The organism is Halotalea alkalilenta DSM 17697, from assembly GCF_000621205.1.
Taxonomy (GTDB): domain Bacteria; phylum Pseudomonadota; class Gammaproteobacteria; order Pseudomonadales; family Halomonadaceae; genus Halotalea; species Halotalea alkalilenta.
Map to the genome: position 1 here is coordinate 1 of NZ_JHYY01000013.1, position 13235 is coordinate 13235.

Annotated in this window: 16 protein-coding genes; 6 read left to right on the plus strand and 10 right to left on the minus strand. The window is 64.7% G+C overall.

Features of this window, described 5'->3' with window-relative positions:
- The 5 genes from Q376_RS20805 to Q376_RS0100025 form a co-directional block, all read right to left on the minus strand.
- Positions 1-256: transposase (locus Q376_RS20805; RefSeq protein WP_162177870.1), on the minus strand; the 256-nt coding region annotated here is incomplete at its 3' end.
- A gap of 127 nt (positions 257-383) precedes the next feature.
- Positions 384-671: a putative quinol monooxygenase gene (locus tag Q376_RS25020; RefSeq protein ID WP_027348551.1), complete on the minus strand. Its 288-nt coding sequence runs from the start codon at positions 669-671 to the stop codon at positions 384-386.
- A 46-nt stretch (positions 672-717) separates the two neighbouring features.
- Positions 718-1473: a tRNA-uridine aminocarboxypropyltransferase gene (locus Q376_RS20810; RefSeq protein ID WP_052364790.1), complete on the minus strand. Its 756-nt coding sequence runs from the start codon at positions 1471-1473 to the stop codon at positions 718-720.
- On the minus strand, positions 1470-2411 hold the full coding sequence (locus Q376_RS0100020) for a bile acid:sodium symporter family protein (protein ID WP_027348552.1): 942 nt from the start codon (positions 2409-2411) through the stop codon (positions 1470-1472). Before Q376_RS0100020 ends, Q376_RS20810 begins: the two co-directional genes overlap by 4 nt.
- 75 nt (positions 2412-2486) lie before the next feature.
- On the minus strand, positions 2487-3209 hold the full coding sequence (locus Q376_RS0100025) for an SIR2 family NAD-dependent protein deacylase (protein ID WP_027348553.1): 723 nt from the start codon (positions 3207-3209) through the stop codon (positions 2487-2489).
- 234 nt (positions 3210-3443) lie between these two features.
- Between Q376_RS0100025 and Q376_RS0100030 the strand changes: the two genes are divergently transcribed.
- Genes Q376_RS0100030 through Q376_RS0100040 form a run of 3 tightly spaced genes read left to right on the plus strand, consistent with a single transcriptional unit; the run spans position 3444 to position 5307 of the window.
- Entirely contained in the window at positions 3444-4214 is a 771-nt protein-coding gene (locus tag Q376_RS0100030; RefSeq protein WP_027348554.1) for a pseudouridine synthase, read from the plus strand.
- A gap of 8 nt (positions 4215-4222) precedes the next feature.
- Positions 4223-5041, plus strand: coding sequence for a tRNA cyclic N6-threonylcarbamoyladenosine(37) synthase TcdA (tcdA, locus tag Q376_RS0100035; protein ID WP_027348555.1), 819 nt, complete (start codon positions 4223-4225; stop codon positions 5039-5041).
- A gap of 26 nt (positions 5042-5067) precedes the next feature.
- Positions 5068-5307, plus strand: a complete 240-nt coding sequence (locus Q376_RS0100040; RefSeq protein ID WP_027348556.1) for a DUF1653 domain-containing protein — start codon at positions 5068-5070, stop codon at positions 5305-5307.
- 449 nt (positions 5308-5756) lie between these two features.
- Here the strand turns inward: Q376_RS0100040 and bfr are convergent, their stop codons facing one another.
- The 4 genes from bfr to lptF form a co-directional block, all read right to left on the minus strand.
- Positions 5757-6260: a bacterioferritin gene (bfr, locus tag Q376_RS0100050; protein WP_027348557.1), complete on the minus strand. Its 504-nt coding sequence runs from the start codon at positions 6258-6260 to the stop codon at positions 5757-5759.
- A gap of 303 nt (positions 6261-6563) precedes the next feature.
- Positions 6564-6764 (minus strand): bacterioferritin-associated ferredoxin, encoded by a 201-nt coding sequence (locus Q376_RS0100055; RefSeq protein ID WP_027348558.1) that lies wholly within the window; start codon positions 6762-6764, stop codon positions 6564-6566.
- 259 nt (positions 6765-7023) lie between these two features.
- Positions 7024-8091: an LPS export ABC transporter permease LptG gene (gene lptG / locus Q376_RS0100060; RefSeq protein ID WP_342665943.1), complete on the minus strand. Its 1068-nt coding sequence runs from the start codon at positions 8089-8091 to the stop codon at positions 7024-7026.
- A complete protein-coding gene (lptF, locus tag Q376_RS0100065; protein ID WP_027348560.1) occupies positions 8091-9170 on the minus strand; it encodes an LPS export ABC transporter permease LptF in 1080 nt (359 codons plus the stop codon). Before lptF ends, lptG begins: the two co-directional genes overlap by 1 nt.
- 269 nt (positions 9171-9439) lie before the next feature.
- Between lptF and Q376_RS0100070 the strand changes: the two genes are divergently transcribed.
- The 3 genes from Q376_RS0100070 to Q376_RS0100080 are packed head-to-tail and all read left to right on the plus strand — an operon-like array spanning position 9440 to position 12221.
- Positions 9440-10972, plus strand: a complete 1533-nt coding sequence (locus Q376_RS0100070) for a leucyl aminopeptidase (RefSeq protein ID WP_027348561.1) — start codon at positions 9440-9442, stop codon at positions 10970-10972.
- 1 nt (position 10973) lies between these two features.
- Positions 10974-11741, plus strand: coding sequence for an SDR family oxidoreductase (locus tag Q376_RS0100075; RefSeq protein ID WP_155834055.1), 768 nt, complete (start codon positions 10974-10976; stop codon positions 11739-11741).
- 54 nt (positions 11742-11795) lie between these two features.
- The gene (locus tag Q376_RS0100080; RefSeq protein ID WP_027348563.1) at positions 11796-12221 is read left to right on the plus strand and encodes a DNA polymerase III subunit chi; all 426 of its coding nucleotides are present in this window, start codon (positions 11796-11798) and stop codon (positions 12219-12221) included.
- Positions 12222-12234: 13 nt separating this feature from the next.
- On the opposite strand, the gene Q376_RS23845 is transcribed toward Q376_RS0100080, so the two are convergent.
- Positions 12235-13107 (minus strand): helix-turn-helix domain-containing protein, encoded by an 873-nt coding sequence (locus tag Q376_RS23845; RefSeq protein WP_027348564.1) that lies wholly within the window; start codon positions 13105-13107, stop codon positions 12235-12237.
- Between the last annotated feature and the right edge of the window lie 128 nt (positions 13108-13235).

A 13235-nucleotide genomic window follows, 5' to 3' on the forward strand; every position in this document is an offset into this window, starting at 1 on the left:
TGACCTGGATCTCACGCATCAATTGGCGTTCGCTGCGCACCCCGAACAAGTAGCCGATGAACAAGGCCTTGAACAGCATGACGGGATCGAGCGCGGGGCGGCCATTATCGGCGCAGTAGAGATGGCGGACCTTGTCGCGGATGAAGGAGAAATCGAGGGTGGCGTCGATGTGACGTAGCAGGTGATCAGACGGCACCAGCTCTTCAAGCGTGACCATTTCGAGCTGATGTTGATGAGGAGAGGGCTCTCGCAGCACGGCGGCATACTCGCAAAGGGTATGCCTTCATCAAAACAAAGCCCTGGCGGTGAGGCCAGGGCTTTGTCAGCAGTCTGAAAGAGAAGGGGTGCTGCGCGCAGCACCCCTTCTCTTTTCATGTACCAGATCAAAGCAGCGTTTCGAGCCGAGCGGCTTCCATCGACTCGATCTTGCCCTCGAGCGCCTCGATCAGCCGCTTGAAGTGACTCTGCTCCTCGCGGCGCGAGATCGCTTCCTGGTCACGCCACTGCTCGAGAATGTAGAACGCGCTGGGGCGCTTGAAGTCACGGTTGAGCGCATAGAACTCGCAGCCGTCATCGATCCGCGATGGGGGCACCACCTCCCTCAGCGCCTCTTCGACCTCCTGCTCATACCCCGGCTTGGCGACGATCGTGGTGATCACTCCAATGCCCATGCTGGCTCCTCGCTTGAAAGCTGGCGTAACGCCGTCTTGCCCCACTCTAACCCGCCGCAGGAGCGGTTGAAACGCCCAGGCCGTCTCGGGGCGCTTCCAGCCGCTCGAGCTGGCGGCGCATCGCCGCCGATGGCCGCTCCAGACGCCGATAGGCCCTGCTCGCCGCATAGCTCTCGTTGAAGACATCGAAGTAATCGTCGAGCACCCCGGCCGCCTCATGCTCCCCAGCCACGCGCAGCAGTTCGGCTGCGACCTCCGCGGTGCAAAGGTGCTGGGCGGAGGCCGGGGTACGCAGCCGATAGCGAGTCAGCCGCTCGGTGCGCAATGCGACGATCGGAAGCCGGGCCAGGTAGGGGCTCTGGCGGAACATCCTGCGGGCCTGACGCCAGGTACCATCGAGGATCACGAACACCGGTATGCGCTCGTCATCCGGAGCGCGATACGCGACGACTCGATCGGCGTAGTCGGGCTGATCGTCGGGGAAGACCAGAAAAGGCATGAAGCGCGGATCCGCGAGCCGTTCGAGCAGCAGCGGGTCCGGCTCGGTGCGGGACCAGCCGAAAACTTCGGTCGAGGCCAGGCAGTCGGCGATCAACCGCCCGGTGTTGGTCGGTTTGTGCCGCTCGAGGGCATGGGTGATCAGCCAGAAACGCGCCCTCGCCTCCACCCTCACCTTGTAGGGGCACAAGCAGTTGAGCTGCGGCAGACGACAGCCTTCGCAACGCACGACCGCGCTGCCGCGCGCCTTGAACGGCCGGCGAGGATGATCGCTCGTCTCGCCGCCAGGAAGATCTCGATTCATGAAGATTCCGTGGAGGTCGTGCTGATGCCGGTGATCGGACGGCGCTTCCAGTAGCCTGCCAGCAGCGATCCGGAGATGTTGTGCCAGACCGAAAACAGCGCACCAGGCAGCGCAGCCGCGGGGGTGAAGAACTGGGTCGCGAGCGAGACCGCCAGTGCAGAGTTCTGCATCCCCACCTCGAAAGCGAGGGTACGGCTCTTGCGTTCATCGAGCCCGAGCAGCCTCCCCCCCCAGTACCCTCCCGCAAGGCCTACGCCGTTGTGCAGAAGCACCGCCACCGCGACGATGGGCCCGAGCGTCGCCAGCTGGCCGACGTTGGCGGCAACGACCACTCCGATGATCACCAGGATCGCGGCCACCGCGACACTGGCGAGCATCGGCTCGATCCGCTCGACATACGCACCGATGAACCGGTGCACCGCCACACCGAGCAGGATCGGCAGCAACACCAGTCGAGCGATGCTCCAAAGCATTGCCCATACCGGCACGCTGACGCTTTGCCCGACCAGCAGCCAGACCAGCAGCGGCGTAAGCACCACCGAGACCAGGGTCGAGACGATGGTCAGGCTGACCGCCAGCGCCACGTTGCCACCGGAGATCCAGGTCATCACGTTGGAGGCGGTGCCGCTGGATACCGCGCCGACCAGGATCATCCCGACCATCAGCTCCGGCGGCAGACCGAGCAGCCAACCGATCGCGAACGCGGCCAGCGGCATCACCGTGTAGTGGAGCATGAGACCGAGCAGCACCGCTCGGGGATCACGGAACACACCGGCGAAATCCTCGCGCGAGAGCGTCACCCCCATGACAAACATGATCAGCATCAAGAGCGGCTGAACCAGCCCGGCAAGCGAGAGCAGCGGAGTCGGCAGGCATACCGCGAACACGGCGACCAGGATCGCCCACACTGGGAACATCCGGTTGAATGATTCGAACATGACGAAAGAAGACCTCGAGAATGCCAAGCGGCGGCACCGTAGAAGGCGCCGCCGCGAGAAGAAAAGCCCGCCGACTCAGCCGGCGGACATATCGGGGGGCGTGAGTCGCCGGGTCCGGCGCCAGTGATCGACTAGCAGCGGAACACCTTCGGCGGCGCGGCGCGACAGCGCCATCACGCCCTGGGGGGCAAACTCGTGCGCTCTGGGATCGACCAGCAGGCGCGGTACGTGAAATGCCACCTCATCGATCAACCCCGCCACCGGCATGACGTTGAGCGAGGTACCAACGACCAGCAGCAAGTCGGCGTCGGCGGTAAGCTCACGGGCGGCGTCGAGGAGCAGTACCGGCTCGCCGAACCAGACCACGTGCGGACGCAGCTGGCTGCCCTTGTCGCAGAGGTCACCGAGATTGATCTCCTCACCCTCGGCGAGCGGATAGATCAAGCGGGGATCGACGCTCGAACGAGCATTCATCACGTTGCCGTGAAGATGCATCACATCCTTGGAGCCCGCGCGCTCGTGAAGGTCATCGATATTCTGGGTCAGAATGGTGACGCGGAAACCAGCGCCTTCCAGCTCAGCCAGGGCACGATGAGCAGCATTGGGACGAGCGCTGCGGATCTGCCGGCGCCGCTCGGCGTAGAACCCGAGCACGCGCTCTGGATCGCGCCGCCAACCCTCCGGTGTCGCGACCGCCTCGACGGGATGATTGGCCCATAGGCCTTCCGCCGCGCGGAAAGTCTCGATACCACTCTCGGCACTGATGCCAGCGCCGCTGAGCACCACCAGATGCGGCATAGCTCCCCCTAGAGTCGAACGACGCACTCACCCAGCGTCGACCACGCATCCAACTCCTTCACCGGCGACCCCGCCTGGCCGAACCTTTCCTGCCGGGGCAGCGGGTGGCGATTCTATCAGATATAGATCAGCGGGCCATCCCAAGCGGCCCAAGGCGGGTGCTCACGCCTCGGTGTCTGTACATCTCCTGCGTTTGACGCCAAAATATCGCGCCATCCTTTGGTCGTGAACCTCGTGACACCTCTTCGTGTGCTCCACTTGGACGACGATATCGTCGTCGTCGCCAAGCCTGCGGGCGTACTGGTCCACCGCAGCGCGCTGGACCGCCATGCGCCCCGCATCCTGCTCCAGGAGCTGCGCGATACCATTCAGCGGCGGGTCTACCCGGTCCATCGCCTCGATCGGCCCACCGCGGGCGTCATGGTCTTCGCTCTCAGCCCAGAAGCCGCGGCGAGGCTCTCCGAGCAGTTCACCGAACATCGGGTGGATAAACGCTACCTCGCCGTGGTCCGCGGCCATGCGCCGCTCGCCGCCAGGCTCGACTGGCCGCTGCGCGAGGAGGATGGGCTTCGGCCCAAGGCGGAGAATCCCGCCATGCCCGCTTGCACCGAGATAGCCAGGCTCGCCGAGATCGAGCTGCCGGTCGCCATCGACCGCTACCCAAGCAGCCGCTACTCGCTGATCGAGGCCAATCCGTCGAGCGGACGACGCCACCAGATCCGCCGACACCTGAGCCAAGCGGGCCACCCGCTGATCGGCGATGCCAAGCATGGCAAGGGCGTGCACAACCGCTATTTCAAGACGCACTACTTCGCCGAGTTCCCGGGCAGCGCCCGGCTGCTGCTGGCGGCGACCCGACTTGGTTTCGCCCATCCGTTCAGCGGTATGCGAATCGAGGCCGAAGCGGCACTCGAGAGCGACTTCGCCGCCCTGCTGGAGCTGTTCGGCTGGCAGGCGCATCTCTCCCGGGACCGTATCACCGTATGCGAGCAGACCAATCCCTAGGATCGATGATGAGTGATTCCTCCTTCGCCCCATCGCTTGAGCGCGACGCCGCCGAGCTGCGTTTCGGCGGCATCCGCCGGCTGATCGGCGCTCGCGCCCAGGCACGGCTGGCCCGCGCCCACGTCGCCGTGATCGGCGTCGGTGGCGTCGGCAGCTGGGCAGTCGAGGCGCTGGCGCGCAGCGGTATCGGTCGGCTGACCCTGATCGATCTGGACGACGTCTGCGTCTCCAACGTCAATCGCCAGCTGCCCGCCCTCGATGGCCAGATCGGTCGTCCCAAGGTCGAGGTGCTCGCCGAGCGGATGCGGCTGATCAATCCGGAGCTCGAGCTCGACCCGGTCAGCGCCTTCATCACCCCACACAATCTCGAGCAACGCCTCGATATCGGCATCGACCATGTGATCGACGCCATCGACGCGCTTGCCGCCAAGACCGCACTAGTCGACTGGTGCAAGCGCCGGGGGCTCGGTCTCACCGTGACCGGTGGAGCCGGTGGACTGCTCGACCCGACCCGGATCGAACGGCGCGACCTGTCGCGCACCGAGCAGGACCCGCTGCTCGCCAAGCTGCGCAGCAATCTGCGCCGCCACCACGGCTATCCGCGCGACCCCAAGCGCCGCTTCGGGATCACCTGCATCTGCTCCGATGAGCAGCGCCGCTATCCAGCACCGGATGGAGAGGTCTGCGCGCGCAAGCCGGGCGCCGGCGAATCGACCCGGCTCGACTGCGCCTCAGGCTATGGAGCGGCGAGCTTCGTCACCGGCGCCTTCGGCTTCGCCGCCGCCGCCCATGCGGTCGAGCGGCTCTCGAGCAGGCTCGAAGACTGAACATCCATCATCACAGCAGGAACCCCATGCCTCCCAACGATCCGATCCCCAGACCGGGCATCTATCGCCACTACAAGGGCGCGCTCTATCAAGTGATCGGCGTCGCGCGCCACAGCGAGACCGAGGAGCAGTTGGTGGTCTACCGCGCGCTCTACGGTGACTACGATCTCTGGAGCCGACCGCTCGGCATGTTCAATCAAACCATCGAGCGCGATGGCATCCCCCTGCCCCGCTTCGCCCTGGTCAAGGCTTTCGAGCAAGGCTAGGCGCTGGACGCCGCAAAGGCCGTAGCCGCTACCAGGCCCCGAATAGCAGCGGCCGCCCGATGGGGCGGCCGCAAGCCAGATTAATGACAAACCCCTTTTGACCCAGCGACGCTCTCGATCCTGGCGAGTCGAGAACCGTTTGAGTCCTAACGCGCCTCTTGCTCGCTTAGATGCGAGGGGCGGTCCCCTCGCGCTCCCCCTGAAAGGGGACGCGCCGCCACGAGATCGCGAAACCCTGGCCGATCAACCGCTTGCCCTCGGGTCGGCGCGCATGGACGTCCCTGTCCGGGCGCGCCTTTTGCGACATCCATGTCGCAAACCCCGGTGCAATCGATTGCCGGCCAGCGCGCTCTCGGAGGCGGCTGGAAACCATCGTGGCATCTTCAAATACTTTGTCAGCAGTCTGAGCGGCCGCCCGATGGGGCGGCCGCAGGCGCGACTCAGCGATGTCAGTGAGCGTCTTCGTTGATGTGCTGTTCGTTGACCGGCTTGAGCTGGTTCTGCAGATAGTTGGGCAGGCCGATCTTGTCGATCAGCGAGAGCTCGGTCTCGATGTGATCGATATGCTCCTCCTCGTCGGCGAGGATCTCCTTGAGCAGATCGCGACTGACGTAGTCGCCCACCGATTCGCAATACTGGATCGCGGAGATCAGCGCTTTGTGCGCATCGTACTCGAGCTGGAGGTCGGCCTTGAGCATCTCGACGGTATCTTCGCCGATGTGCAGCTTGCCGAGATCCTGCAGGTTGGGCAGTCCGTCGAGGAACAGGATCCGCTGAGTGAGCCGGTCGGCGTGGCGCATCTCCTCGATCGACTCCCCGTACTCCCATTTCGCCAGCCCGTCGATCCCCCAGTTCTCGTACATCCGGGCATGGAGGAAGTACTGGTTGATCGCCACCAGTTCATTACCCAGGATGACGTTGAGGTGTTCGATTACTTTCGGGTCGCCTTTCATCTGCAGTTCCTCTGCCAAGTCTCAGTCGTCACGGTAGGGCGGTGCCAAGCGCCCGTAGACCGGCAGTATCTGACAACTTACCCCTGTTTTCCATACATTTTCGCTCATTTTTCCCGACGTTCGAGGACGATAATCAATCCTATTACCACTCAATAGAGCGTCCGATTGCGACCCGGTATCAATCCGCGAATAGTGACGAAAAACAGCGCCGTAAAACGCAAAAGCCCCACCGGCGAAAGAAGCGCCGATGGGGCTTTGAAACGATGGCCTTGAATCGATGGCGAAATCAGCTTCGAAGAATGGTCACACCGCGTAGGCGAGGTCGTAGCGCGGCTCCAGTTCGACCAGCGCGTCCCGCACGATCTCCTTGCCGACCCTTGCACACTTGCAGCACTGGCTGGCGCAACCGGTGGCTTCACGTACTTCCTTCCAGCTCGAAGCACCTTCCTCGACCGCTTGCCTGAGCTGACGGTCGGTCACTCCCTTGCAAAGACAGACGTACATGAATTCCCCCGGCGACGATTGGACGGGACCGATCGCGAATGGAGCGGACTCGGACCCATTTGCGTAATCTACCTAATTGGCAGAAGAACTCAATGACAACTGAGAGAAATTCACATTAGCTGCAAAAAAGCATCCGCACTTCCACGCGCATCGATCAGCGGCGCTCACCCAGCGGTGAGCGCAACGGGGCCAATGCGAAGAAGAGTACGCAGGAGAATTGGACAATGAGGCCGGAGCGGCCCGGTGGGCCGCTCCTTGGTCAACCGGTGCGTCTGAGCAGGTAGGTGCCGAAAGCGAAGCAGGCGAAGATCGGTATCACCACTGCCCAGACCGGCGAGAAACCGAAAAGGATCGAGGACGGCGCGAGCAGGTCCTGCAGATACTTGAAGCTCAATCCCACGATCACGCCGTAGAAGACCCGCGTCCCCGCAGCGACCGAACGCAACGGGCCGAACACGAAAGAGGCGGCGACCAGCACCAGCCCCGCCAACGCCAGCGGCTGCAGCACCTTCTGCCAGAAGTAGAGCCAACTGGTGTTACTGTTCACACCCTGGTCGTCCTGGTAGTGCGCGAAACGCCAGAGGCTACCGATCGACTGGGTGTCAGGGTCCATGATCACCAGAGTCAGGAACTGCGGATCGAAGCTGGTCTGCCAGTCGAGGACGTCGTAACGCTCGGATACCGTGCCGCTGTCCTCGAAGCTGGTCTCGCGTACGCCCTCGAGCCGCCAGCGCCGCTCGTCGGCGTTCCATATGCCACGATCGGCGTAGCTGGCCGAGACCAGCCGATCCTCGTCGTAGTGATAGCGAGTCACGCCGATCAGCACGTTGTCGGACCGGATCGCGCCGAAGTGATAAACGTCCTGGCCCTCGATCTGCCAGCCACCGCTGACCGCGCTGATCGCCCCCTGCCCCTGGATACGCTCGGTGCGATAGGCCTTGGCCGCCTGCTCGGCCTGGGGCACCAGCCATTCGCCCACGGCCATGGTCACGATTACCACCAGCGCCAGCGGTTTCATCACCCCCCAGATCAGTCGACCGATCGAACGCCCCGCGGCGCGCATCGCGGTCAACTCGTTGCTCGAGGCCATCGCCCCGAGCCCCAGCAGCGCACCCAGCAGCACCGCCACCGGCGCATAGGAGTAGAAGCGCCATGGCAGGCGTATCGCCAGATAGACCAGGATGGACAGAGGCCCATAGTCGCCGCGGGTATCGCCGAGTTCGTTGATGAACGAAATGGTGAAATCCAGCGACAGCAGAGTGAACTGGGTGATCAGCATCGCCGCCAGCACATTGCGGGCGACGTAGCGGTCGAAGCGATCGAACATCAGCGTCCCCTCCTCTGGCCGAAAGTGCGCCTCAACAGCCACAGGCCGAGGAGCAGGAAAGCGAGGTGGATCGGCCAGACCCCGATGTAGGTCGAGAGCACCCCGTCCCTCATCGCCTCCTGGGCGGATAGCAAGAGGCTCAGGTAGACCACATGGAGCATGATCGCCGGCAGCAGCTTGGCGAAGCGCCCCTGGCGGGGATCGACCCGCGACAGCGACATCGCCAGCAGGGTCAGTACCGGGATCATCAGCGCCAGGCTCAGTCGCCACTGCAGCTCAGCGCGAGCGTCGCTGTCATCGCGCGTCAGCAGCTGGGCGGTCGACTGCAGTTCGACATCGTCGAGATCACGTTCACTGGCGACGCTTTCGAGCCGGAACGCATAGGTGGCGAAGTCGAGCCGCTCAGCGGCATTGCCACCGGGTTCGACCGTATAGCGGTGGCCGTTGGACAGCACCAGGTAGCGCTGGCCGCTCTGCTCGTCGTTGACCTGATAGCCGCTTTCGGCGCGAGTCACCACGTGAGAGGAGTCATCGGAGCCCTCCTGCCCCTCGCTGATGAAGACGTTCTCCAACCGGCTGCGGTTCTCGCTCAGATGCTCGGCGTAGACCGTACGGCCACTGCCGAAGTCCTGGAAACGTCCCGGACTCAACGCGCTGAAATCGGCCTGGGCACTCTGCTGCTGCAGCGTCAGCTCGTTGGTGGCGAGTCCCAGTGGGGTCAACCACAGGCTGCACAGCCCGACCAGTACGCCGGTGAACACCCCCGGCCACAGCGAGATGCCGAGCAGCTTGAGTGGGCTGAAGCCACAGGCCTGCAGCACCGTCATTTCACTGTTCAGGTAGAGCTGCCCGTAGGCCAGCATGATGCCGAGGAAGAATGCCAACGGCAGGATCAACTGCAGGAAGCCCGGCATATGGAACAGCATCAGGCTGCCGACCAGCCCCACCGGCAGGCTGCCGGCCGCCGCATCGGCGAAATAGCGAATGAAGCGGCTGCCCATGATGACCAGTAACAGCACCGCCGTGACGGCGGCCATGGTGATCAGGATCTCGCGAATCAAATAGCGGAATACGACCAAAACCAGGCTCCCGTATGTGCATGATGCGTCCCCGTTCCGGAAGGGATCCCGGGGCACTCGACGATTGCGCGCGACGCGCCATCGCGTACACTGGCAAGCCGATGACATCGACCGGCGGCGCCTTTGCCGACGGTCCTACGACCGAGGCCGCCCATCCCAAGCTGGGGTCGTCCCCAAGCGCATAGCAGCGGCATTATCCAGAATCCCCCATCGCTTGTCTCGCGCCGCCCGCGAGAGCAGAAGCCGAAGCGTATCGCCACGGAGCCGTCATGCAATTCAACGCAAGCCTCACGCCCGCCGTCACCCTTTCGACCCAATGCCTGCTGTTGCCGGTGTTCAAGCCCGGCACGAGCACCCCTCGCCAGACCGCTACCTTCCAGAAGATAGACGACGCGCTGGGCGGTCTGCTCGGGCGGTTGCTCGATCGCGGCGATTTCAGCGCCGACGCCGGCGCGACCCTGCTGCTCCCGGAGCTGGCCGGCATCGAAGCCGAACGACTGCTCCTGATAGGCCTCGGCGACGCGGAAAAGTTCGCCGAGCCGGCCCTGCGCAGTGCCTTCGCAAGCGCACTCGAGGCGGCATGCAAGCTCAAGATCGAGCGTCTCGCTGCCGCCTTCGCCGATCCCCTGCTCGATGACCGCGAGCCCGAGTGGCAGGCGCGGATCACCGCCGAAAGCGCACTCAAGGCCAGCTACCGCTTCACCGCCGGCAAGAGCGAACCGCCCAAGCCGGTCACCCTGGCCGAACTGACCCTGGTGATCGACGATACCCTCGATAAGACACGTGCAGAGCAGAGCCTCGCGCTCGGCGCCGCGGTCGGCGAAGGGATCAACTACGCCCGTGAGCTCGGCAACCTGCCGGGCAACGTCTGCACCCCGCGCTATCTCGCCGAGCGCGCCGTCGAGCTCGGTGCCAACGGCGCGCTGGACGTCACCATCCATGACGAAAAAGCGATAGAAGAGATGGGCGCCGGCGCCCTGCTGGCGGTCGGCAAGGGCAGCGCCGAGCCGCCGCGGCTGATCGTGATGGAGTATCGCGGCGGCGCCGCGGACCAGCCGCCCCACGTGCTGGTGGGCAAGGGCATCACCTTCGATACCGGCGGCATCTCGATCAAGCCGGCCGCGGACATGGACGAAATGAAGTTCGACATGTGCGGCGCGGCAAGCGTGTTCGGCACGATGAAGACGCTGCTCGCGGTGAAACCCAAGCTCAACGTGGTGGGGATCGTCGCTTCGGCGGAGAACATGCCGGACGGCCGCTCGGTCAAGCCGGGCGACATCGTCAAAACCCTCAAGGGGCTGACCGTCGAAGTCCTCAACACCGACGCCGAGGGCCGCCTGGTGCTGTGCGATGCGCTGACCTACGCCGAGCGCTACCAGCCGGCCAGCGTGGTCGACATCGCCACCCTCACCGGTGCCTGCATCATCGCCCTCGGGGATCATGCCAGCGGGCTGTTCTCGAACGACGACGAGCTCGCCGAGGCCCTGCTCGAAGCCGCTGACGAATCCTGGGATCGCGCTTGGCAGCTGCCGATCTGGGACGACTACCAGAAGCAGCTCGAATCCAACTTCGCCGACCTTGGCAACATAGGCGGACGCAAGGCTGGCTCGATCACCGCCGCCTGCTACCTGTCGCGCTTCGCCGAAGCCTATCCCTGGGCCCACCTCGACGTCGCCGGCACTGCCTGGAACGGCAAGAAAGGCGCCAGCGGCCGCCCGGTCGGACTGCTCACCCAGTATCTGTTCGACCGCGAGGCCGAAGCGCTGGAAGCCGACGAGCTCGGTCCGCTCGAGGAGGTATGAGATGAGTAGCGCTGCGATCGACGACCGCCCGGTGATGCTGATCACCGGAGGTTCACGCGGTATCGGCGCGGCCACCGCGCGGCTCGCCGCGAGCCGCGGCTACGCGGTGGCGGTCAACTACCGCGCCGAACGCGAAGCCGCCGAGCGCCTGGTCGCCGAGATCGAATCAAAAGGCGGGGTGGCCTGGGCGATCCAGGCCGATATCGGCGTCGAAGCCGAGATCGAGGCGATGTTCGCCGCGCTGGATGCGCGTTTCGGACGCCTCGATGTGCTGGTCAACAACGCCGGCATCGTCGACCAGGTCTGCCGGGTCGAGGCGATGAGCTTCGAGCGCGTCGAGCGGATGATGCGGATCAACGTCGCAGGTCCGTTCATCTGCGCCCGCGAGGCGATCAAGCGGATGTCGCTCCGCCACGGCGGCAAGGGCGGGGCTATCGTCAACGTCTCATCGGCGGCCGCCCATCGCGGTGGCGCCAACGAATACGTCGACTATGCCGCCTCCAAGGGTGCGATAGACACCTTCAGCGAAGGGCTCGCCAAGGAGCTCGCAAGCGATGGCATCCGCGTCAACGTGGTGCGTCCCGGCGTGATCCGCACCGAGATCCACGCCAGCGGCGGGCGTCCCGACAAACCGGAGCAGTCGGCCAAGGGCATCCCGCTCGGCCGCGCCGGAGAAGTCGAGGAGATCGCAGGCGGTATCCTCTGGCTTGCCTCCTCCGAAGCCTCGTTCACCACCGGCGCGGTGCTCGACATCGACGGCGGGGTCTGATCCTTCAACACCCTCGCGCGCGGCCAGCCCGCGCGTTTTCGAGCAAGTCGCGCCATGACCCGGATCGATTTCTACGTATTGCCCCAAACCACCCTAGAGGCGCGCCTCGACTTCGCCTGCCGCCTGGCCGAAACCATCCAGCGCAAAGGCTACCGCCTGCACGTCCACGTCGAAGACGAAGCGGCGGCGAGGCGGATCGACGACGCACTGTGGACCTTTCGCCCCGACAGCTACCTGCCCCACGCACTGCTCCATGAGCGCGACGATGTACCGGTGACGATCGGCTGGGAAGGCCCTCCAGCGCCCGGCGTCGAGGCGCTGCTCAACCTGCACCCGGATATCCCCGAATGGTTCTCGCGCTTCGAGCGGATCGCCGAGATCATCAATCAGCACCAGGAAGTGCTCACCGCCAAGCGCGCCTGCTGGCAGACCTACAAGTCGCGCGGCTACCCGGTCAAGGCGCATCCGTTGAAGGGCTGAGCGCTCACCGCGCTCAGAAGTGGATCTCCGTGCCCCCGGGCAGACAGCTGCTGGAGAGCTGGAAGTCGTCGCGACGGCGCAGCGCCGTCGGCGCCGTGCCGGTCAGTGCCTTGACCTGACGCGAGAAGTGATAGGGATTCTGAAAGCCGCATTCGGCGGCGATCACCGCTACGCTTTCATCGCCTCCACGCAGCCGGGCGATGCCCCTGAGCACCCGCAAACGCCATAGATAGCGGATCGGCGTGATCCCGAAGGCGCGCCTGAAGGTAGTGATCAGATGCTGCTCGGACACCCCGACGTGCTCGGCGAGCTCATGAAGCCCCGCCATCTCGATGCAATGCGCCTGCAGATAGCGCATCGCCAGTCGCGCCACGGCGGGCACCGAGTCGCCGACCGGCGCATCGCTGGCCTCGAACAGCTGGGCGGCGAGCGCGGCTGCGCCAAGGGCGTTGCGCAGCTGGTTGCAACGCGGCTGCGCCGTGTCTTTGAGCTCGAGCCCCATGTCCAAGAGCGCCAGCAGTCGTGGAGAAGCACGCAGCGGAGTGGAGAACGGCGCGCAAAGCGCCTCAAGGGTGCGCCCGTCGAGACTTGGCTGGGTCTCGACCCAGGCCGCGCGCGTATGCAGCCCGAGGGCGTAGTCGTAGACAATCGAGTGTCGATTGTGCAGCAGCACGCTCTGACCAGCCTCGAGCGTGACCACCCGGCGCTCGTCGACGATCACCCTCACCCGGCCCAATGTAACGGTATACAGAGTGACGAACGTCCTGCGTACGGGGCCGTAGCGCCCCCCGGCGAGATACTCCACCGAGCCAAAGGCGTAGCCGAGCGAAGTCAGCAGCAGCGCGGCGCCATCCCGACGGTCGTCCAGCTTCTCCAAACGAGGCATGGCAGCTAACTCGGCAGGTTATTTAGTTTAATTCTGGATATCCTCACCTCAATCCCAACCATTCCCGCCACCCAGCGCTCGCCGTATCTTTTCAGCGAAACAGGCTGGCCAGCATCGCTCCTCCGCGC